Here is a 20,886-nt window from a genome sequence, read left to right on the forward strand (position 1 = left end):
ATGACACACCAAGGATACCAAGCTCTTTCTTTGCGAACTTTGCGTAAAACCCTCTGCGGGCTCTGCGTGAAAAACGAATTTTAAGTTTTTATGGAATTGTTCGTGTAAAAACAAGATATTGCATACGCATTGTGATGAAAAGAATGAGACTTAAGCCGATAAATGCAGCTTCATGTCTTAAATCCAATAGCTCATATCTTAAATCTGAATTTATGAAACTAAATTTAATTATTGCACTCTGTATGATCAGTCTTGGCAGTTCAGCTCAAAAAGTTATACCGCTCTATCAAACGGTTCCCAACGCTATAGCCGGTCCGAATGAAGAAAAAACGGATATTGATAAAAATAAAGCTATCCGTATCAGCGATGTCTCTATTCCAACATTAACAGCATACCTTCCGAATAAAGCTAAAGCAAATGGAACAGCCGTGGTAATATGCCCCGGTGGTGGTTACGCCCGCTTAGCTGTTGGTCATGAGGGCTATGACGTAGCCGAAGCTTTCAACAAACTTGGTGTAGCGGCTTTTGTATTGAAATATCGCCTGCCCAGCGATAAGATCATGCAAAACAAAGAAATAGGCCCTTTACAGGATGCGCAACAGGCTATTAAGCTGGTACGCATGCATGCCAAAGAGTGGAATATTGATACCGGAAAGGTAGGCATTATGGGTTTTTCTGCCGGTGGGCACCTGGCATCTACCGCGGGTACACATTTTAATATGCCGGTTATCGGGAACAAGGAAAATACCAACCTGCGCCCCGATTTTATGATACTGATGTACCCGGTTATCAGTTTTGCAGATACCCTGATGCATAAAGGTTCAAGAGACAGGCTGCTGGGTACAAATCCAACTCCCGAAAAAATAAAGCTATATTCCAACGAGCTGCAGATTACCGCACAAACACCGCCAACCTTTATGGTGCATGCCGAAGATGACAAAACGGTAAAAGTTTTTAACAGCCTTTACTTTTATGAGAACCTGGTCAAAAATCACGTTCCTGCCGAAATACATATTTACCCCAAAGGCGGTCACGGGTTTGGATTAAACAACACAACCACGCCCGACAAATGGTTTGACCATTGCAAAAACTGGATGATAGCTAACGGATGGATAAAGGGCTAATTCAAAAGTTAAAAGTAAAAACCTGTGAGGTTCATAATGGTGAGAAATGATCATAAAATATCAACCTGATTTAGAACATGTTTAAAATTCAGCATCATGCTAACTGAATATATCAATTGCCCTTGTATTCGGCCTTTTTTACTTTTAACTTTCTACTTTTAACTTAATAAACATGTCGCCTGCTGTATTATTAGCTTTTATTTTAGGATACTTTGTTATACTTATTCTCATCTCGTGGCTAACATCCCGCAAGTCATCCGATAATTCGGCATTTTTTATCGCCAACCGCAATTCCAAATGGTATCTGGTAGCTTTTGGAATGATCGGTACAGCATTATCGGGAGTGACATTCATTTCCGTTCCGGGCGAAGTTGGAGCACCCGCAGGCAACCAGTTTCAGTATTTCCAGTTCATTTTAGGCAATGCGGTTGGCTTTATTGTCATTGCTACGGTTTTACTGCCGCTGTATTACCGCATGCGTTTAACCTCTATTTACAGCTATATTGAAAAACGGCTGGGATTTTACAGCTATAAAACCGCCGCTTCAATTTTTTTATTGAGCCGTACATTAGGCTCTGCAACACGGTTATACTTAGTTGTAATTGTATTACAGCGTTTTATTTTTGACAGCTACGGCGTTCCGTTCTGGCTAACAGTGTTGATCTCATTAGGCCTAATATGGTCGTACACGTTTAAAGGCGGTTTAAAAACCATTATTATTACCGATACCCTGCAAACTTTCTTCCTGGTTTTATCGGTTTTTTTAACCATATACTTTATTTGCAGCAGTTTAGACCTCAGCATGCTGCAAGCCTTTGAAAATGTAAAGAACAGCAGCTATTCTAAAATTTTCTTTTTTGAAGATGTTTTGACAAGCAAATTCCATTTCAGCAAGCAATTTATCGGGGGCATTTTTGTTACCATTGCCATGACGGGTCTTGACCAGGATCTCATGCAGAAAAACTTAAGCATGCAAACCATAAAAGAAGCCCAAAAAAACATGTTCACTTTTACTGGTGTGTTTGTTATTTTAAATATTTTCTTTTTAAGCGTTGGCGCCTTGCTTTACATATACGCTGCCAAAAACGGCATTGATATCCCCCTGGATCACATCACCAACAAACCACGCACCGACTTACTTTTCCCGGAAATTGCACTTAATTATTTAGGGACAGTACCGGCAATTATTTTTATGTTAGGCTTAACGGCAGCCACTTTTGCCACAACCGATTCGGCATTGACAGCATTAACAACCTCATTTTGTGTAGATTTTTTACACATGGATAAGGCTGCCGACCCTAACTCGGCTAAAGCAGTAAAAACACGCCATACCGTGCACGTTGTTTTCTCAATTTTGATGTTTTTGGTCATTGTTATCATCAATGCCTTAAACAGCTCATCGGTAGTGAGCCTGATCTTCACCATTGCATCGTATACATACGGGCCGCTTTTGGGGCTTTACAGCTTTGGCTTATTTGTAAATAAACGTGGCCTGCATGATAAATGGGTACCTGTTATATGTATTTTATCACCCGTTTTATGTTATTTGTTAGCTGCATATTCAGCCAAATTATTGGGTGGTTATGTTTTTAGCGTAGAACTGATCCTGATCAATGGCCTGATAACGTTTTTAGGCTTATTACTCATCAGCAAAAAAACCGATGCGCAAACCAAATTTTAATCTTAGAATATTAGAATAAAGGATATATGACTGGCGAAGAAAAGATACGAAGAGCTTTTGATCATAAAAACTGGCATGAAATTAAGGTAACCGACTCCTGGCAGATATTTAAGATCATGGCCGAGTTTGTTGACGGCTTTGAAAAACTGGCTAAAATAGGTCCTTGTGTTTCCATTTTCGGATCGGCACGGACCACCAGTGACCATAAATATTACAACCTGACCGTAGATATTGCTGCACGATTAACCAATCACGGGTTTGGCGTGATCTCGGGCGGTGGCCCCGGTATTATGGAAGCGGCCAATAAAGGCGCTTACGAAGCCGGCGGTAAGTCGGTGGGACTGAATATCGATCTTCCGTTCGAGGAGTTTCATAATAAATACATTGACCGGGATAAGCTGATGAAATTCGATTATTTTTTCGTCAGGAAGGTAATGTTTATGAAATACTCCCAGGGATTTATTGTCCTTCCGGGAGGTTTTGGAACATTAGACGAGTTGTTCGAGGCTATCACCCTGATCCAGACCGGTAAAGTTGCCCGCTTCCCCATTGTGCTGGTGGGAACCGAATACTGGGGCGGCCTGTTTTCCTGGATCAGCGATCACATGCTCCGGGCAAATAACATCAGTCCCGACGATATGAACCTGTTCCGGATGGTAGATACCGCCGAAGCAGCCACCGAACATATCTTCAGGTTCTACGATAAATATGTGCTGAAACCGAACTTCTGAAACTGTACTGGTGCCAAGCCGGAACTTAGCGCTACCTGGATTGGAGTTCTTTTAATAACAGGAAAAGGAACTATAATATTAAAATCTAAAAACGTACAGATAAGCTAAAATAGACAAACAATGATAAGTGTAACAGTAAAGCCGGAATTTGTTGAGCAGAACAAAATAAATATTCATCGATTCTTAATGATTTCAAAGAGCTTAACGAGCAGAGCTGAAGGAAGCTATTAACACAAAGATCAATGATTCACTAAAGGATAGACGCTCCCATTTTTCCGGCCGAAAATAGAAAATTATACCATCTTCTTTTTTGTTTTTTAGCCGCTATTTGTAAATTCAGGCCCAGCTATTTGTAAATTCACAATACATAAATCAGCAGATGCAGCAGAGAGCGCACCTGCTAATAACACTACATAATTATGGATAAACAGGCACTTTTTACCGAAAAAATCAATTCATCATATAGCCCGCAGGGCGCCTTCATTTATCTGGGCGCCGGTATCCTGGATGGCCAGATCATTGCTCCGGCCGAGATCAATCTCCCATTAAGGATGATGAACCGGCATGGACTGATTGCCGGGGCAACAGGTACAGGCAAAACACGTACCTTGCAGCTTATTGCCGAACAATTGTCGGATGCCGGTGTACCCGTGTTCATGCTGGATGTAAAAGGCGATCTTTCAGGGCTAAACCAGCCGGGAACAAGCAATCCCAAGCTGGAAGAACGGGCACAGCAATTAGGCAAAACATTTACCCCAAACGGATTTCCCGTTGAGCTGTATTCCCTGTCCGGAAAAACTGGCGCACAAATGCGGGCAACGGTCATTGAGTTCGGGCCTGTATTATTATCAAAAATATTAGACCTTAACGAAACGCAAACAGGCGTAATGGCTGTTATTTTTAAATATGCCGATGATAATAAGCTGCCGCTTATCGACCTGAATGACCTGAAAAAAACAGTATCCTACCTGTCCGAGGGCCCCGGGGCTGCAGAAATTAAAGACAGTTACGGCAGCATATCATCCGCAACAGCAGGAACCATTTTGCGAAAGATCGTAGCCATTGAGCAACAAGGGCTTGGCCAGATATTCGGCGAAACATCTTTTGACATCCAGGATCTGTTTGACCGGGTAGATGGCAAGGGACTGATCAGCTTGCTCAACATCTCCGACGTGCAGAGCCAGACCGTATTGTATTCAACCTTTTTGCTGAGCCTGCTGGTTGAACTATTTAATACCATGCCCGAGGTTGGCGACCTGGATAAACCCAAGCTGGTATTTTTCATTGATGAAGCCCATTTGCTGTTTAAAGATTCGCCGAAAGCATTTTTAGAGCAGATAGAGACCATCATCAAGCTGATACGCTCCAAAGGCATCGGCATATTCTTCTGCACACAAGCGCCAACCGATATACCGCCCAGCGTGCTGGCGCAATTAGGCAACCGGGTTCAGCATGCCCTGCGTGCCTTCACGCCTAACGATGCCGAGGCATTGAGAAAAACCGTAAGCACCTACCCAAAATCAGAATTTTATGAAATTGATAAGGTTTTAACTTCCTTAGGTACCGGACAGGCTTTAATAACCGTATTAAACGAAAAAGGTATCCCAACCGAAGTGGCCGCTACACACCTTACACCGCCACGGGCCCTTATGGGGCCTTTGGCCGATGCCGATTGCCAGAAGCTGATGCAGGGCAGTAGTTTATATACCAAATACCAGCAAACAATTGATCCAAGCAGCGCTTACGATATTCTGACACAACGCATTAACGAGAAGCTGGAAGCCGATACCGCCCTGAAGCAACAGCAGGAAGAAGCCAAAGCAGCTGCCCGGCAAGCCAAAGTATCGCGAAATGAGAAAAGTGTGCTTGAAGAAGTAATTAACGCTCCTATCACACGGCAAATTGGCCGTGAAATTGTGCGGGGCCTGTTTGGTATGCTTACCGGCAAGAAAAGCCGGTCGCGAAGCCTGTTTTAACAATATCAACTACATTTTTTATAACCAATATCACCGCGTATTTATTATTTTAGCCCGCATGAAACCAACCCTATTAATTCTGGCCGCAGGAATGGCCAGCCGCTACGGAAGTATGAAACAAGTTGATGGCTTTGGCCCTAATGGCGAAACCATTATTGATTACTCTATTTACGATGCCATTAAGGCAGGTTTTGGCAAGGTGAGCTTTATTATCAGGGAAGAATTTGCCGAACCTTTCAAGGCCATATTTGAGCCTAAGCTGAAAGGCCGTATTGAAACCGATTATGTATATCAAAGCTATGACCTGAAACCGTTTGGCATTGATAAAGAAATAGAACGGGCAAAACCCTGGGGTACCGCCCATGCCGTATTATCTGCCCGCAACCAGATACATGAGCCATTCTGCGTAATTAACGCCGATGACTTTTACGGTTATGATTCATTTGAAAAAATGGCCAGATTCTTAACTACCGAAGTAGCCGACGATAATTACTCCCTGATTGGTTACCAGATAGACCGTACCTTATCCGATTATGGTTCCGTTTCACGCGGCGTATGCAGCGTAAACAGCGAAGGCTATATGACCGAAGTTAACGAGCGTACCGAGGTTTATTTTAAAGATGGCGGACGGGTTTTCTACAAAGAAAACGGCGAAGAAACCGAATTGCCTGCCGATACCCGTGTATCGATGAATTTCTGGGGATTTACTCCCGCTGTTTTCAAACAGAGCGAAGAAATGTTCAGACGATTTGTTGAGAAGAATGAGAATAATCCTAAAGCAGAATTTTTTATTCCGCTGGTAGCCGATGAGCTGATCAAAACAGGTCAGGCCAGGTTTAAAGTAATACCTACCGGCTCAAAATGGTTTGGCGTAACCTATAAGGAAGACAAGCCTATTGTACAGGCAAGCATCAGCAAGCTGGTTGCCGATGGTGTTTACCCGGAGAAACTCTGGTCATAAAAGTAAACTAAAAATAAAAGAGGCTGTTCTTCGGAGCAGCCTTTTTTTATTAATGCAACCTGAGTTCTCCACTCCTTGGTCTGTCCCCCGACAGACCAACATTATTCGTTCCGGCCTGTCGGGAGACAGGCCGGGGAAAGAGATAGTAAATTCCTAAAATTAACTTGACGCCTATGCGGCTCTGTACGTACAGGAGAGATGTAAATATTTTATTCTTAGATAGTTACTTACAGAAAGAATTAATATTTAAAGACTTTACCATCAGCCATTACCTCCTGCTTTTGTTCATCAAACGTAGCCTTATAGCCTGTTCTTACCGCTGCATTCGTCATGATATTAGCTATAGAATGGTAATAACCTGCTTCTACCGGAGCATTGGGCTGCTTCCGGCTTCTTACACATTCCATCCAATTGCGCATGTGATTGACCGTAAGTACATCGGCGCCGGTATTGGCCGAGGCTACTGCCCGTACAGATTTATCTGCCAGACTTACTTCGGGCAACAAATTAGCTTTCATGTGCATAGGTGCTGCAAATCTTTCCTGTAATCCACCTGCCGGCGATACCTTATTGGTGATCAGGTTCAGCTCGCCTCCGTTCGAATAATATATTTCTGCCGGCCTTTCGTCTCCGTTGTGCATACGTGAGCTGAACACTACCTGGAAGCCTTTATCCGGTTCATCAGCAGGGCCATAATCAAACACAGCGGTCGTAGTATCCCAGTTTCTCCGTCCATCTTTCCATTGATAGATGCCACCATTGGCTACTACGCTTCGGGGATGCTTTAAGCCGGTAAACCAATGTACCGTATCTATCTGATGGCTCATCCACTGACCGGGCATACCGGATGAATATGGCCAGAATAAACGGTATTCGAGGTATTTTCTTGGATCCCAGGCTTCATACGGACGGTTCATTAAAAATCGTTTCCAGTCGGTATCCTGCTCCTTACATTTTGCCACCAGTTCAGGCCTTCTCCATCGCCCCGGCTGGTTTACATTCCAGGTAAGCTCAACCATAGTTATATCACCAAATTTACCTGCCTTAATAAATTCATTGGCTGCATGATAATTAGCACCGCTTCGCCTCTGCGACCCGATCTGTACAATGCGATCTGTTGCCCTCACGGCTTTTAACGCGGCCCAGTTATCTTCCATAGTTTCGGCAAAAGGCTTTTCCACGTAGGCATCGCATCCAGCCCGCACGGCCTCAATAGCGTGTAATGCATGCTGAAAATCCGCTGTACTGATTATAACAGCATCCAGGTCTTTCAGGCGATAAAGCTCATCATTATTGACACAGGCTTTAACCTCATGCGCCATTTTCTCTTTTAAATAAGCCTGCCCCAGCTCTCTCCGGTATTTCCATATATCAGAAACCGCGACAATATCAAAGTTCAGCTCTTTATTACTGGCTAAAAAGGCCGGAAAAAGGGAGGTTTTAAACCTGTCTGAAAAGCCTACTACTCCAACCTGCACACGGTCATTAGCCCCCAGTATCCGGGCGTAGCTTTTAGCGCTAAGCCCCATTGTTCCCAGGTAAGTACCTGCCGCCGCAATGGTAGTTTGCTTTATAAACTTTCTTCTTGATTCTATCATGATCAATGAGCTTATAATTTTAGAATTGTTTTATTTTTATACTTCTAAACGATACCTGATCGCCGTGATCCTGCAGCAGGATATGGCCTTTAGGCGCCATACCAAAGTCTTTCCAATTCTTGTACTTACTTTCCGCAACAAGCGCCTTAAACTCCGGCGATCCCCTGGTAAATTCTACAACCTTGAATCCATTCAGCCAATATTCTATCTTATTATCAGGATATACCCGGATCAGTCCTTTGTTCCATTCGCCAATTTTTCGTTGGGCGGCGGGAATTTTTTTGCTCGCAATCAGGTCATAAAGCGAAGCTAGGGTACGATTACCATTTTTTCCCAGTTTGGCATCCGGATGTCTTTCATCGTCAAGTATCTGATATTCCATGCCAATAGCTGAACCTTTGTTATGCTCTGTTAGCGTTACAAAGTATTTAACTCCGCTATTAGCGCCTTCTGTAAGCTTAAAATCAAACTTCAATTCAAAGGCGCCGTACTCATTCACAGTTACAATATCTCCGCCATTTGTTGATTCTGCTCCATTGGATCGTTCTACAGTCAATACGCCGTCTTTAATAGTCCAGCCATGATCCGGGAAGGTGGTTTTATAAGCGCCAACCCAACCTTTAGTGGTTTTACCATCCCATAATAATGAATAGCCCTGGGCTTTCTCCTGCTCCGACAGATTATTCGGAACCAGGTTCACCACATAAATATTATCGGGTTTTGATGGCTTAAGGTTTGTTGTCTGAATGCGGATGTTTCGCCAACGGATCTGCTTACCGGGCACATCGTTCTTACCAATAGCATGCACCTGCAAAGCAATAAAGCCTGAATGCGTTATGGTATCGACCAGATTTGCAGTTGGAATACCGTTTATCCAGGTTCTAACCGTATTGTCCATACATTCAACACGGTATTTATTCCACTCACCTTTCTTAAATGCGGTTTTACCAACAGGGTTGATATCTAACGGATACAGCCACCCACGGCGGGCTTCATCATATATACCGCCGCTCCAGGCCCTGTCTGACGGGTCTATCTCTACCTGGTAACCATGAACCCGCCCGTTTTTATATTGAGCGTTGCTTTGGCTTCTGAACTGAACCCCTGAATTTACCGTGTTGTCTACAAGCACTTCAAATTCAAGAATGAAGTTACTATAATCCTTTTCTGTTGCCAAAAAAGAATTGGGTTCATTGGCAACTGTTGTTCCAACAATTTCACCATTCATAGCCGCAAATTTTGCTTTACCGTTTAATTGCTTCCATCCGGTTAAATCTTTGCCATTAAAAAGGTTTTGCCATTTTTCTGTTTGTGCCTGTAAGGTACAAGGGCAATTGCCAAGCAGCAAGGCAATCAGCATGAATAACTGTGTTCTTTTCATTAGAATAATCTGGTTTAATTGGTATAACATATCCTGCTTTAGCAGAATTTGTATGTTTAAAAAGCATAACAGCATTACCTCTAAAAATCATTTTCAGGGCAATGCTCAAATATAAGAGCCTGTTTAAATTTCATATAAAGATTTCACAGGCTTTAATGGACGGTGAAGACACCGTCCATGACTTCCTGCCGCTGCTGGTGCCCTCACCAGCAGCTCCGTATAACTTAACTTTTCATTTTTTAAACAAGCTCTAACTTTAGTTATTTTATAATACAGATCTGCAAATGCCCTCTTCCAAACCCCGCAACTCAGCTAAGCCACGCAGTCTACCAATAGCCGAATAGCCCGGATTAGTCTTTTTATTCAAATCATCCAGCATCTGGTGCCCGTGGTCGGGGCGCATGGGTATGGCAAATTGCCGTTGCTGCATTATTTCTACTATATTTCTTACCACAGCGTACATATCCACATTCCCCTCCAGGTGATTATCTTCATAAAAATCGCCAAACTCATTTCTGCGGGTACTGCGTAAATGGACAAAGTTGATCCGGTCAGCAAACTGTTTGACCATAGCCGGCAGATCATTATCGGCCCGAACACCGAAAGAGCCGGTGCAGAAACACAGACCGTTATTTACCGAAGGAACCGCCTCAAATAATGCCTGTACATCGGCGGCCGTGCTTACTACCCGTGGCAAGCCCAATATCGGGTAAGGCGGATCATCGGGATGAATAACCATTTTAACACCACACTCATCAGCCACCGGAATTATTTCACGCAGAAAACTGATCAGGTTTTCGCGTAACTGTTGTGCGTCAATGTTTTTATAAGCATCCAGCGCCTGCTGAAACTGCTCTAAGGTGAAGCTTTCTTCGCTTCCGGGTAAACCGGCGATAATGTTACGCTGCAACTGTAAACGTTCAGCTTCGCTCATACCTTCAAAACGCAACCGGGCTCGCTCTAATTCTTCAGCAGTATAAGTGGCTTCGGCACCTTCGCGTTTAAGCATAAATACCTCAAAAGCTATAAATGTCGCTTTTTCAAAACGTAAGGCTTTTGAGCCATCGGCAACCGTAAAGGCCAGATCGGTTCGTGTCCAGTCGAGCACAGGCATGAAATTGTACGTTACAATATATATGCCGCAGGCTGCCAGGTTACGTAGCGACTGTTTGTAATTCTCGATATACGTTTTATAATTTCCGCTCTGCGTTTTAATGGCCTCGTGTACCGGAACGCTCTCCACAACGTTCCAAACCATACCGGCCTGCGCTACCTGCGCCTGACGCTTTTTTATTTCTTCTACCGTCCAGACCTCGCCATTGGGAATGTGATGCAGTGCTGTAACCACACCTGTGCATCCCGCCTGGCGGATATCCTGTAAGCTTACCGGGTCATTGGGGCCGTACCAGCGCATAGTTTGCACCATACGGAATTGTTTTGTATTTGGATTGCTCATTGTATGTTATACGCCACTGTTCACCATAAAACCACCGTCAATATTGATCACTGTTCCGGTTACAAATTTCGAGGCATCGCTAAGCAGCCATACCAAACCGCCGATGAGCTCATCGGCATCTCCGAAACGTTTGAATGGTGTTTGCTTTAACACCAGGTTTCCGCGTTCGGTATAACCACCATCCGGCGTAGTTAACAGGGTGCGGTTCTGCTCGGTAAGGAAAAAGCCGGGGGCAATGGCATTCATACGAACGGCATCGCCATAACGGTTAGCCAGTTCGACGGCAAACCATTGGGTGTAGCAATCTACCGCAGCCTTTGCCAGGCTATAACCCATTACCTTGGTAATAGCCCGTTTTGAGCTCATGGAAGAGATATTGACGATACTCCCGTTGCCGGTTTTAGCAATTTCAGGACCAAATACCTGCGTAGGAATTAAGGTTCCCCACAAATTTAGCTCCATTACTTCCTTCATACCGTCAATGCTGATATTAAAAATATCTTCATCAGGCTGAAGAACACCATTTGGACGGTTCCCTCCTGCCCCGTTCACCAACCCGTCAATTTTACCATACGTGTTCAGCACCTGCTCTTTTGCCTGCCGAAGCTGACTTTCGTCCTGAACATCTGCAATAAGCGCTATGGCCCGGCCGCCATTATTTTTAATTTCGGCTACCCGCTGCTCTGCCACATCTTTGTTGCGACCTAAAACGCCCACAGCACCGCCCGCAGCGGCAATACCTTTGATAAATGAATGTCCTAAAATACCGGTAGCCCCGGTCACTACAATCACCTTGTCTGCTAAAGAAAAGTTATTTCCCATATTATTAATTATCCGTATTAACGGCTCACGCCAGATTTATAATTACGTGTTGTTTTGATGGCGTTAATTTGGGAAAAAATATTCCTTTATCGGTTGATATTACTGCTTATTTTTACGGAAACGTTTTCGAGTGAAGGAAGATATGGGATAAATATCCTGGTTTAATTGGATTCGATAAGTAAGATCTTAACATACGCAGTTCCCGGTGCAGATATCGGCGTATTACCATCTGAGCTTTGCACATCTACAGTCAGTTGTCCGGGGAAATAAGAATAGCTGTAGGAAAAGCCGTCATACACTTCCGGTATCTGCTCATAAGGGCCGTCGCCGAAAGCCAGATATACCAAAACGCCGCCCCGTTCATCGATATAATTATCAATTTCAGGCATATCAATCGTAGCGGAATATCTTCTGCCACCATTGGAGCTCACCCAGCCGGTAGCGGGAATACTGGTTAATATCGTCTGGTTAGGCGTTACATATTCTGTTTTCTGGCATGCACTTACAAGTAAAAATAAGGGCAATATGATAAGGAATAATTTTTTCATACCTGATGTTTTTATAGTAAGACGCTTCAGAGCCCCAAAAGTTGCAGGGGATGTGAAAAAAACGGAGAGCTCATGGCTTATAGTTCATGGCGTATGGTTCATGGCATTTAAAACTATAGCACATACAAACCGCCCGTTGCGGAGGTGCGAGCTTGCCACTCATACCTAAACACAAGACGGTACGCTTGCGGCAACATAAGGAACAAAAAAATGAGCAGTATAACATTCTGCTCAACAAAACAACTTAGTATTTTTTATCTGGTCTATTCTTCCACAACTCCCATCGAACAGAATTTCTCAATGCGGGCATTCACCAGATCGTCTATCTTCTTTTTACTTAAGGTTTTCAGATCTTTCAGGATTTGCTCTTTAACTACATCGGCCATGTATTTCGGATCCTGATGTGCGCCGCCCAACGGTTCGGGAATTACGCCGTCAATGAGCTTATTGGCAAACATATCGCCCGATGTAAGCTTTAATTTTTCTGCCGCCTGCTCTTTATAATCCCAGCTTCTCCATAAAATAGACGAACAGGATTCGGGTGATATCACTGAATACCAGGAATTTTCGAGCATGTACACCTTATCGCCAACACCGATACCTAATGCACCGCCCGAAGCGCCTTCGCCAATGATGAAACTAAGAATAGGCACCTTCAATACCGACATTTCCAGCAGGTTGCGGGCAATGGCTTCGCCCTGACCGCGTTCTTCAGCCTCAAGGCCCGGATAAGCGCCCATGGTATCAATCAACGTAATTACGGGTTTATTAAACTTCTCAGCAAGCTTCATCAGCCGCAGCGCCTTACGATAACCCTCGGGATTTGCCATACCAAAATTGCGGTACTGCCGCTCTTTGGTATTTTTACCTTTCTGATGCCCGATGATCATTACCGACTGACCGGCAATAGTTGCAAAACCGCCAACAATGGCTTTGTCATCTTTTACTGTTCTGTCGCCATGAAGCTCTAAAAAATCATCGCACATCATGGAAACATAATCAAATGTTTGCGGGCGGTCAGGATGCCGGGATATCTGAACCCGCTGCCAGCCGGTCAGGTTATTATAAACCTGCTGTTTGGCTTCTTCCACCTTGCCGTTAAGCTCCGCAAGGGTGGCAGACATGTCTACCTTTGTTTTATCGGCTACTTGTTTCACTTTATCTATTTGCTGTTGCAGATCTGCAATGGGTTTTTCAAAATCAAAAGATGTACTCATCTAAAAATAAAAATTATAAGCCTGCTAAATTAGGTATTTCAAAATCCAATTTAAAGCATAATTCGTTGCCGCAAAACCAGAAGTTGAAACAAAATCCTTACAAACAGCTCATTAGCTGTTAGTTACGTCACATTTTCCAATATTTCATCGCTACTGATCAGGAAACCACCATCCTGTATAATGTCTGCGGCTATCACCGGAAATTGATCCGGGTATACAGAACGTACGGCATCGGCTATAATGCAGGTTTCAAAGCCTTCTTTTATAGCATCTTTGGCCGTATAATACACGCAAAAATCACCCGCCAGCCCAACAATATACAGCCGGATTACTTCACGTTCACGCAGGTAACCGGTAAGCCCGGTGGACTTTAAATGCCCGTTATCAAAAAATGCACTGTAACTATCTATTTCAGCATTGGTTCCTTTCCGGATGATGGCTTCTATCCGGTGCTGGCTTAATTTGGACGATAAGGCAGCTCCTTCTGACGCCTGCACGCAATGGTCGGGCCATAGCACTTGTTGCAATCCATTGAGATCTACCGTATCATAAACCTTGCAGTCGGGATGATTGGACGCAAAACTTTTATGCGATACCGGATGCCAGTCCTGCGTGGCAATTACCAGCTGAAAATGTTCCTGTAACTTATTAATAACCGGGATAATCTCGTCTCCTCCCTCAACAGCGAGGCTTCCACCTGAGAGAAAATCGTTTTGAATATCAATTATCAATAATGCTTCCATATTAAAACCTCAGAAAATGTATAACCTTTGCCTTACAGTTATTGTTTGACAGATAAATTTAACGGACAAAGGAAAGAAATCCATTATTAAGTTAAAAGTCAAAATTAAAAATTTAAAACCGGTAACTATCTTATAATCAGTGGTATAAAATATATTCCCAGGTTGGTTTATAATTAAACGCTATATAGCTATTTAAACTGGTTTATAAAGTGCATGCGGATTAAAAGGAAAGAGTTACTCCTGAGGGGTAAGGTTTTATAAAACATATTTCAAAATATATAACAAATTTCAAAATTTAAAATTTTATCTACCTTTGTAGTATGGTCATCATTGCCAAGACGTCCATTAATATTTTTGCTCATAAGCACCCCGCTTCAAAGGCAGCATTGAATAGTTGGTATCAAATTGTAAAGGAGGTCAATTGGGGCAATTTTAATGATGTACGGAATACATTTGGCAGTGTAGATGCTGTGGGGAATGACCGATATTAACAAGATACGGAACGAAAAGCAATACCACCAGGTGATGGCTATGATTGAGGGCTATCTCCAAAAGGCTACCGATGGTGGCGGTTTCCATGCGTTGAGCCAGCAGGAAGCAGATGAATTGGAGAAGCTAAGCCTGTTGGCCGAGCGGTATGAGGACGAGGATATGAAACTGATGCCAATGTCAGTGACACTTAGTGCCGTGGTAGAAGCTAAAAAAAAAGAATTGGGTGTTACGCAAAAGGGACTTGCTGCTATCCTTGGCATTGGAGCACCTAAGTTATCTCAAATACTCAATGGCAAGCGTGACCCCGATGTAAGTTTCCTGAAATCATTGCATCAAAAATTGGGGATTGACGGGAATTTTATTTTGAAAAAGGTATAGAACTTACTACCCTTCTTCACACTATACTTATGAAAAAAGTCTGGATAGTACCTTTATCGGGCTTTCAAGTGTACCACGGACCGGTCCCGATAGCTACCGGGGCCGCCATTATTTATATTGTTCTACCAGCTTTGTCTCGATCTCAGGATACTTCTTAAGATTTTGGATATAAGTTTTACTCTTCATTTCTTTAAGATGTTTTTCTATGGCTATGGCTTGTTGGTATTCAAGATCATCAATAGAAAGAAACAAGTTCCAATCATCTGCCTTTGCAGTAAAACTTTTGGGAAATAGTTTTTCCTGATGCTGCTTTAAGCGATAAGGCAGATCACGGCAACTACCAATGTAAGAGTGGTCAAGCTTAGTTGAATGTAGAATATAAACAGAAGCCATTGTAAAAAGTAAAGCCCCCGATCTCTCGAAGGCTTTAGTACCGCGGGCCGGGGTCGAACCGGCACGATCGTGAAATCATTGGTGTTTGAGACCAACGCGTCTACCAATTCCGCCACCGCGGCATTGTTGTTAGCGGGCTGCAAATCTATTTAAACTATCCCTTATTCGCAACAAATATTTTTGCCGGAACCACACATCCTTAATTTTCAGGAGCAAATCTTCCGGATTAGCCGAAGCTTTGGCATCAAACGCTTCGGTATATTGTTTCAGCTCGTTACCTAACGCTGATTCTATTTGCTTAATATCGCTGTTTAGCTGCTGTATTTTTTCAGCATCGGTATCAAACTCAGCTTCCATCAGGGCTTCATTGATTTCCATCATATTCATCAGGAAATCCTGTGATAGCTGATATTTCTCGCCTTCTTCCAATAAGTTGTGATTAGAAAGAATGTAGGCGGTTCGTTTGGCCGGATCGGTTAATACCTGGTACGCTTTATTATTTAAGGTGGAAAGCGCCAGAATCTCCTGCTGTTTTTCCGGACTTTCGTTCACATAAAAATCCGGATGATACCGCTTGCTCAGCTCGTAAAACTTCGTTTTAAGCGCCGCACGGTCTATACTGAACGATTCGGGAATTTCGTATAATTCAAAGTAATTCATTAATTGCTAAATTGTTGCGTGTTATGGGTTACGTGTTACAGGCCTCATAACTCGCAACTCATAACACATAACCCGTTTTCGACATTCCTACTATGCTATGAACCATGAACTATCAGCCATAAGCCAAGCCTACTTCACTGCCTTGAAAATATCATTGCCCAGCACAAAAACCATCAGGGCGACTAATATGCAGAAACCAACAATTTGAGCCCGTTCCATAAATTTCTCGCTTAATGGTTTTCCTTTTACCATTTCAACAATCAGGAACATAGCGTGTCCGCCATCTAAAGCCGGAATAGGCAACAGGTTCATTAAGGCCAGCGCCATAGACAGCAAGCCTACCAGGCTCCAGAACTTAACCCAGTTTACTTCACCTCCAAACATTTTGGCAATGCCTACCGGGCCGGTAAAGGCTTTATTGGCTTTCACCTGACCGGTTATTACCTTACCTAAACCACGGGCATTATCCATAAACGAGCCCCAGGCTTTTGATGCGCCTACCGGAAGCGATGCCAGTAAGCTATAATGGATACTGTCTGACTGCAATTCATCCACATTAGCCGCAATACCTAATTGCCCGTTAGCATCTACGTGCGATGTTACCTGCATGGTATCGCTATGACGTACCAGTTTTAACTGTACATCGTTATTTTTATAGGCCTGCAAAGCATCTTTCAGCTCATCAAAAAAGCCGATTGGCTTGTTATCTATCGCAATTACTTTATCACCAGCTCTGATACCGGCTTTTTCAGCATTGCCACCTTTGAGCACATCACCTACCGAAGAGGTTAAACGAGGTTCTACAAACTGACCGATTCCATAATCTGAAACCATTTCGAGAATATTACCCGGTACGCCGATTTGCTTAATTTCTCCATGGCGTTCAATGGTAAGCTCACTGTTACCCAGTAAAACTTTAGAGCTGTTCAGTTCCTCAAAGCGAACAATCTTTTTCCCGTTTACCGCGACAATTTTATCGCCGGGCTGCAAACCTATTTCCTTACCAATTATTCCCGGCGAAATACCGTTCACCAGCTTATCGTTGGGCATATACGTTTCGCCGTAGCGGAATACCAGCATCCAGAAAATGAAGATACCCAGGATGATGTTGACAGTAATTCCGCCAAGCATGACAATTAGTCGCTGCCAAGCCGGTTTTGAACGAAACTCCCAGGGCTGCGGCGGACCGGCCAGTTGCTCGGTATCCATCGACTCATCAATCATCCCGGCTATTTTGACATAACCGCCCAACGGCAGCCAGCCGATACCATATTCGCAATCCTTGTATTTAAAACTGAAGAGCTTAAATCCCCATGCGTCAAAAAACAGGTAGAATTTCTCTACTTTAATTCCAAAGGCCCGGGCGGCTACAAAATGCCCTAATTCGTGCAAAACAATTAATATTGATAGTCCCAGCAATAATTGCCCGGCCATAACTAATCCATCCATATACTGATTTTAATATTTTATTTATTTTGATTTTTCAATTAATAACTTGTTACAAGTTCGTGAGCATAAATACGTGTTAACCGGTCGGTTTCCAGGTAATCTTCCAGCGAAGGCTCCATAATAAACATCATTTTATGCATACAGGCTTCAATCATTTCACTCATCTCCAGGAAGCCAATTCTGTTGTTCAAAAACTCTGCCACAGCTATTTCGTTGGCAGCGTTGACCACGCATGGCATATTTCCGCCAACTTTGAGCGCATCAAAAGCGAGTGCCAAATTCCTGAATGTTGCAATATCCGGTTTTTCGAACGTTAAAGACGGATAATCCAGGAAATTGAACCGTTTAAAATTATTTTCTACCCGGTCGGGGTACGCCAGCGCATATTGTATCGGCAGCTTCATATCGGGAACACCCATTTGCGCCTTCATGGAACCATCCGTGAACTGTACAATGGAATGAATAACCGATTGCGGGTGCACAATCACATCAATCTGCGAAATATCCAGGTTAAACAGCCATTTTGCCTCGATAACCTCCAGCCCTTTATTCATTAACGATGCCGAGTCGATGGTTATTTTAGAACCCATCACCCAGTTTGGATGTTTTAAGGCATCGGCACAGGTAACATGTGCCAGGTAGCCGGGGTCTTTTCCGCGAAACGGGCCGCCCGATGCGGTGAGGTAGATTTTCTCAACCGGGTTATTGTCCTCGCCTACCAGACATTGAAAAATGGCCGAATGTTCTGAATCTACAGGCAGCAGCCTGCTGCCATATTGTTTGGCCAGCGTGGTTACCAAATCGCCGGCAACAACCAATGTTTCTTTATTGGCTAACGCGATATCCTTGCCTGCACGGATAGCCGCAATAGTCGGTTTTAAGCCCGCAGAACCCACCAGCGCCGTTAAGACAATATCACTTGCCGCATAAGCAGCAGCCTCGCACAACGCATCCTCACCTGCCAATACGTGTGTTGCCGTGGCCGATAAGGCAGCTTTAACCTCAGAATATTTCCGCTCATCACCAATCACAACCATACCGGGACTAAATTCCAAAGCCTGCCGGATGAGTGTATCTGCGTTATTGAAAGCGGTTAATACGCTCACACTGAAACGTTCAGGGTGCTGCCTGACAACGTCCAGCGCCTGCGTACCAACACTGCCGGTAGAACCCAGAATAGTTATATGCTTTTGATATGGTGTTTTAGTGTTCAATGATTGCTTTATTGTTGGATTGCTTTATTGTTTATATTGCTGGATGCTTATTGTTTGGATTGTTCTATTGTCTTATTGCTTTATTGTTAAATTGCTTTATTGTTTAGTGCGAGATTGTGCACCGTTATATTTTCAGCTTATCATTTGTAAAACGTATTAACTGATGAATATCCTTTGGCAGGGTATCTAAAACTGCAAAAATCTTTAAATACATTTCTTCACTAACTAATTTCCTGATTCTGGCTTTCTCATTCCAATCAAGACATTCTTTAACCGACCCCAAACTATAATAATAGAACTTAATTTTATCTTTCTTGTGGAACCGGCCAAAACCTTCGGCAATATTTGCCGATATCGAGTCAATAGCATTCACAAATTGCTGTCCTATTGTATATTTAGCAAAGCTATCCCATTTATTTACTAAATCCCAAATTTCATTGCTTAACCTAAAAGCCCTTACATAAGCCGTTATCTGATTTAATTGTAGATAATTTTTCTCCATAAAACTACTGGTCAGTCATTGCAACAATTGAACAATAAAGCAATTTCAGCAATTAGTGACATACTCCCCTAACCTGTCCGCAATTTTCCGGTCATTACTTAACCGTGGGACTTTATTCTGTCCGCCTAATTTGCCTTCGCTTTTCATATAGTTTACAAAAGCGTTTTCCTGTAATGAACGGATGACAAGCGGTTGCAGGATTTTCCCTTCGATGAGGTCAAAATAGTAAATATTTTTCTTCTGCAAAGCATCATCCACTTTACGGCTGAACTCAACCATATTTTGCGGCTCTTTGACAAACTCGATAAACCACTCATGGTAAGGCAATTCACCGGCCGGAGGATTAACCTGCGGCGCAACCGTGAACTCGGTAATCTCCACCTTTTCCTGCCGGGCCACGGATAGTAATGCTTCTTCTACTTCTTCGCCGATTACATGCTCGCCAAATGCCGAAATAAAATGCTTGATGCGACCTGTAACAATTATTTTATATGGATTTTTTGAAACAAACTTAATGGTGTCGCCGATACTGTATCCCCATAAACCGGCATTAGTATTCAGGATAAGCGCATAATTTTTATTCAGCTCAACCTCATCCAGCATTAAACGGGTTGGGTTATCATTATAGTATTCATCGGTAGGGATAAACTCATAAAATATGCCGGCATCAGCTAAAAGCAATAAGCCTTTATCCTGTTGCGAATCCTGATAAGCTATAAATCCCTCGGATGCGGGATACGTTTCGATGCTGTCTACCTTTCGCCCGATACTTTCTTCTAAACGTGCCCGGTATGGTTCAAAATTTACGCCCCCGTAAACAAAAAGGCTGAAATTTTTAAAGATATCCTTGATTTTGGTTCCGTTACGCTTCGCGGAAAGCCGGTCGAAATACATTTGCACCCAGGGTGGAATACCTGATATGAGACGCATGTCCTGGTCAATAGTTTCATCGACAATGGCATCTACTTTTTGTTCCCAGTCTTCAATACAATTGGTCTGGTAATTTGGTAAACGGTTTTTCTGTAGATAACCGGGCACATGGTGCGCAACAATTCCCGACAGCCGCCCTATGGCAATACCGGCTTTCACGGTAAGCTCCGGACTTCCCTGCAAAAAAATCATTTTGCCATCCACAAAATCGGCCTTGCCCGTTTCATAAATATAGCTCAACAATGCATTTCGTGCCGCACGGATGTGCTCCGGCATGGATTCTTTGGTTATCGGGATATACTTTACCCCCGAAGTAGTTCCGGAAGTTTTGGCAAAATAAGCGGGCTTACCGGGCCACAACACACCCTCTTCACCATGTAGTATGCGCTCTATATACGTCCGCAGGCCTTCATAATCACGTACAGGAACCTGCTTCTTAAAATCATCGTAGGTACTTATATCGCTAAAATGGTGGTCTTTACCAAAAGCGGTATCGCGGGCACGGGCAATAAGCCGGTGCATAGTCTGGTGTTGCGCCTCAACAGCATGCTGTTTCCACTTATTCTCCTTCCGCATTACCAGGGCAGCGAAAGGCTTACTTAACGCGGCTTTAAATCCCATCAGTTAATT

Annotated in this window: 20 protein-coding genes and 1 tRNA gene; 7 read left to right on the forward strand and 14 right to left on the reverse strand. The window is 43.3% G+C overall.

Annotated elements, in window-relative coordinates:
• The first annotated feature begins 212 nt into the window (after positions 1 to 212).
• The 5 genes from FW774_RS08200 to FW774_RS08220 all read left to right on the forward strand — a co-directional run bounded on the left by FW774_RS08200 (position 213) and on the right by FW774_RS08220 (position 6,473).
• Positions 213 to 1,124: an alpha/beta hydrolase gene (locus FW774_RS08200; RefSeq protein ID WP_149347677.1), complete on the forward strand. Its 912-nt coding sequence runs from the start codon at positions 213 to 215 to the stop codon at positions 1,122 to 1,124.
• 172 nt (positions 1,125 to 1,296) lie between these two features.
• A complete protein-coding gene (locus FW774_RS08205; RefSeq protein ID WP_149347678.1) occupies positions 1,297 to 2,805 on the forward strand; it encodes a sodium:solute symporter in 1,509 nt (502 codons plus the stop codon).
• Positions 2,806 to 2,831: 26 nt separating this feature from the next.
• Positions 2,832 to 3,536: a TIGR00730 family Rossman fold protein gene (locus FW774_RS08210; RefSeq protein WP_149347679.1), complete on the forward strand. Its 705-nt coding sequence runs from the start codon at positions 2,832 to 2,834 to the stop codon at positions 3,534 to 3,536.
• A gap of 419 nt (positions 3,537 to 3,955) precedes the next feature.
• A complete protein-coding gene (locus FW774_RS08215) occupies positions 3,956 to 5,512 on the forward strand; it encodes a helicase HerA-like domain-containing protein (RefSeq protein WP_149347680.1) in 1,557 nt (518 codons plus the stop codon).
• Positions 5,513 to 5,570: 58 nt separating this feature from the next.
• Positions 5,571 to 6,473: an NDP-sugar synthase gene (locus tag FW774_RS08220; protein ID WP_149347681.1), complete on the forward strand. Its 903-nt coding sequence runs from the start codon at positions 5,571 to 5,573 to the stop codon at positions 6,471 to 6,473.
• Positions 6,474 to 6,712: 239 nt separating this feature from the next.
• Here FW774_RS08220 and FW774_RS08225 read toward each other — a convergent pair whose 3' ends face one another.
• The 7 genes from FW774_RS08225 to pncA all read right to left on the reverse strand — a co-directional run bounded on the left by FW774_RS08225 (position 6,713) and on the right by pncA (position 14,238).
• Positions 6,713 to 8,071 (reverse strand): Gfo/Idh/MocA family protein, encoded by a 1,359-nt coding sequence (locus tag FW774_RS08225; RefSeq protein ID WP_149347682.1) that lies wholly within the window; start codon positions 8,069 to 8,071, stop codon positions 6,713 to 6,715.
• 19 nt (positions 8,072 to 8,090) lie between these two features.
• Positions 8,091 to 9,452: a DUF1080 domain-containing protein gene (locus FW774_RS08230; RefSeq protein ID WP_149347683.1), complete on the reverse strand. Its 1,362-nt coding sequence runs from the start codon at positions 9,450 to 9,452 to the stop codon at positions 8,091 to 8,093.
• A gap of 265 nt (positions 9,453 to 9,717) precedes the next feature.
• Positions 9,718 to 10,908 carry a mannonate dehydratase gene (gene uxuA, locus FW774_RS08235; protein ID WP_149347684.1) on the reverse strand — a complete coding sequence of 397 codons (1,191 nt, stop codon included), beginning with the start codon at positions 10,906 to 10,908 and terminating at the stop codon, positions 9,718 to 9,720.
• 6 nt (positions 10,909 to 10,914) lie between these two features.
• On the reverse strand, positions 10,915 to 11,730 hold the full coding sequence (locus tag FW774_RS08240) for an SDR family oxidoreductase (protein WP_149347685.1): 816 nt from the start codon (positions 11,728 to 11,730) through the stop codon (positions 10,915 to 10,917).
• A gap of 161 nt (positions 11,731 to 11,891) precedes the next feature.
• On the reverse strand, positions 11,892 to 12,278 hold the full coding sequence (locus FW774_RS08245; protein WP_149347686.1) for a hypothetical protein: 387 nt from the start codon (positions 12,276 to 12,278) through the stop codon (positions 11,892 to 11,894).
• A 263-nt stretch (positions 12,279 to 12,541) separates the two neighbouring features.
• Positions 12,542 to 13,495 (reverse strand): acetyl-CoA carboxylase carboxyltransferase subunit alpha, encoded by a 954-nt coding sequence (locus FW774_RS08250; protein WP_149347687.1) that lies wholly within the window; start codon positions 13,493 to 13,495, stop codon positions 12,542 to 12,544.
• Positions 13,496 to 13,617: 122 nt separating this feature from the next.
• Positions 13,618 to 14,238 (reverse strand): bifunctional nicotinamidase/pyrazinamidase, encoded by a 621-nt coding sequence (gene pncA, locus FW774_RS08255; RefSeq protein WP_149347688.1) that lies wholly within the window; start codon positions 14,236 to 14,238, stop codon positions 13,618 to 13,620.
• A gap of 320 nt (positions 14,239 to 14,558) precedes the next feature.
• Here pncA and FW774_RS20870 point away from each other — a divergent pair, with 320 nt between their 5' ends.
• Positions 14,559 to 14,729: a type II toxin-antitoxin system HigB family toxin gene (locus FW774_RS20870; protein WP_149347689.1), complete on the forward strand. Its 171-nt coding sequence runs from the start codon at positions 14,559 to 14,561 to the stop codon at positions 14,727 to 14,729.
• On the forward strand, positions 14,716 to 15,108 hold the full coding sequence (locus tag FW774_RS08265; RefSeq protein ID WP_187774857.1) for a type II toxin-antitoxin system HigA family antitoxin: 393 nt from the start codon (positions 14,716 to 14,718) through the stop codon (positions 15,106 to 15,108). Before FW774_RS20870 ends, FW774_RS08265 begins: the two co-directional genes overlap by 14 nt.
• A gap of 108 nt (positions 15,109 to 15,216) precedes the next feature.
• On the opposite strand, the gene FW774_RS08270 is transcribed toward FW774_RS08265, so the two are convergent.
• From FW774_RS08270 to FW774_RS08300, 7 genes are all read right to left on the reverse strand, one after another.
• Positions 15,217 to 15,501 (reverse strand): GIY-YIG nuclease family protein, encoded by a 285-nt coding sequence (locus FW774_RS08270; RefSeq protein WP_149347691.1) that lies wholly within the window; start codon positions 15,499 to 15,501, stop codon positions 15,217 to 15,219.
• Between the two features lie 38 nt (positions 15,502 to 15,539).
• Positions 15,540 to 15,623: transfer RNA gene (locus tag FW774_RS08275), tRNA-Leu, on the reverse strand.
• 7 nt (positions 15,624 to 15,630) lie between these two features.
• A complete protein-coding gene (gene hscB / locus FW774_RS08280) occupies positions 15,631 to 16,161 on the reverse strand; it encodes a Fe-S protein assembly co-chaperone HscB (RefSeq protein WP_149347692.1) in 531 nt (176 codons plus the stop codon).
• Between the two features lie 129 nt (positions 16,162 to 16,290).
• On the reverse strand, positions 16,291 to 17,610 hold the full coding sequence (rseP, locus tag FW774_RS08285) for an RIP metalloprotease RseP (protein ID WP_149347693.1): 1,320 nt from the start codon (positions 17,608 to 17,610) through the stop codon (positions 16,291 to 16,293).
• Between the two features lie 38 nt (positions 17,611 to 17,648).
• Entirely contained in the window at positions 17,649 to 18,824 is a 1,176-nt protein-coding gene (locus tag FW774_RS08290; protein WP_149347694.1) for a 1-deoxy-D-xylulose-5-phosphate reductoisomerase, read from the reverse strand.
• Positions 18,825 to 18,948: 124 nt separating this feature from the next.
• Positions 18,949 to 19,326 carry a four helix bundle protein gene (locus FW774_RS08295; RefSeq protein WP_149347695.1) on the reverse strand — a complete coding sequence of 126 codons (378 nt, stop codon included), beginning with the start codon at positions 19,324 to 19,326 and terminating at the stop codon, positions 18,949 to 18,951.
• A 45-nt stretch (positions 19,327 to 19,371) separates the two neighbouring features.
• A complete protein-coding gene (locus FW774_RS08300; protein WP_149347696.1) occupies positions 19,372 to 20,877 on the reverse strand; it encodes a GH3 auxin-responsive promoter family protein in 1,506 nt (501 codons plus the stop codon).
• Between the last annotated feature and the right edge of the window lie 9 nt (positions 20,878 to 20,886).

Source organism: Pedobacter sp. BS3, from assembly GCF_008274585.1.
Classification (GTDB): domain Bacteria; phylum Bacteroidota; class Bacteroidia; order Sphingobacteriales; family Sphingobacteriaceae; genus Hufsiella_A.

Excerpts from the sequence above, each read along its gene's own strand:
- FW774_RS08300 (WP_149347696.1), bottom strand. The coding sequence starts at position 20,877 with ATGGGATTTAAAGCCGCGTTAAGTAAGCCTTTCGCTGCCCTGGTAATG.
- FW774_RS08250 (WP_149347687.1), bottom strand. The coding sequence starts at position 13,495 with ATGAGTACATCTTTTGATTTTGAAAAACCCATTGCAGATCTGCAACAG.
- FW774_RS08270 (WP_149347691.1), bottom strand. The coding sequence starts at position 15,501 with ATGGCTTCTGTTTATATTCTACATTCAACTAAGCTTGACCACTCTTAC.
- FW774_RS08200 (WP_149347677.1), top strand. The coding sequence starts at position 213 with ATGAAACTAAATTTAATTATTGCACTCTGTATGATCAGTCTTGGCAGT.
- FW774_RS08230 (WP_149347683.1), bottom strand. The coding sequence starts at position 9,452 with ATGAAAAGAACACAGTTATTCATGCTGATTGCCTTGCTGCTTGGCAAT.
- FW774_RS08240 (WP_149347685.1), bottom strand. The coding sequence starts at position 11,730 with ATGGGAAATAACTTTTCTTTAGCAGACAAGGTGATTGTAGTGACCGGG.
- FW774_RS08215 (WP_149347680.1), top strand. The coding sequence starts at position 3,956 with ATGGATAAACAGGCACTTTTTACCGAAAAAATCAATTCATCATATAGC.
- FW774_RS08225 (WP_149347682.1), bottom strand. The coding sequence starts at position 8,071 with ATGATAGAATCAAGAAGAAAGTTTATAAAGCAAACTACCATTGCGGCG.
- FW774_RS08210 (WP_149347679.1), top strand. The coding sequence starts at position 2,832 with ATGACTGGCGAAGAAAAGATACGAAGAGCTTTTGATCATAAAAACTGG.
- FW774_RS20870 (WP_149347689.1), top strand. The coding sequence starts at position 14,559 with ATGGTCATCATTGCCAAGACGTCCATTAATATTTTTGCTCATAAGCAC.
- FW774_RS08245 (WP_149347686.1), bottom strand. The coding sequence starts at position 12,278 with ATGAAAAAATTATTCCTTATCATATTGCCCTTATTTTTACTTGTAAGT.
- uxuA (WP_149347684.1), bottom strand. The coding sequence starts at position 10,908 with ATGAGCAATCCAAATACAAAACAATTCCGTATGGTGCAAACTATGCGC.
- FW774_RS08295 (WP_149347695.1), bottom strand. The coding sequence starts at position 19,326 with ATGGAGAAAAATTATCTACAATTAAATCAGATAACGGCTTATGTAAGG.
- FW774_RS08220 (WP_149347681.1), top strand. The coding sequence starts at position 5,571 with ATGAAACCAACCCTATTAATTCTGGCCGCAGGAATGGCCAGCCGCTAC.
- FW774_RS08265 (WP_187774857.1), top strand. The coding sequence starts at position 14,716 with ATGACCGATATTAACAAGATACGGAACGAAAAGCAATACCACCAGGTG.
- rseP (WP_149347693.1), bottom strand. The coding sequence starts at position 17,610 with ATGGATGGATTAGTTATGGCCGGGCAATTATTGCTGGGACTATCAATA.
- pncA (WP_149347688.1), bottom strand. The coding sequence starts at position 14,238 with ATGGAAGCATTATTGATAATTGATATTCAAAACGATTTTCTCTCAGGT.
- hscB (WP_149347692.1), bottom strand. The coding sequence starts at position 16,161 with ATGAATTACTTTGAATTATACGAAATTCCCGAATCGTTCAGTATAGAC.
- FW774_RS08205 (WP_149347678.1), top strand. The coding sequence starts at position 1,297 with ATGTCGCCTGCTGTATTATTAGCTTTTATTTTAGGATACTTTGTTATA.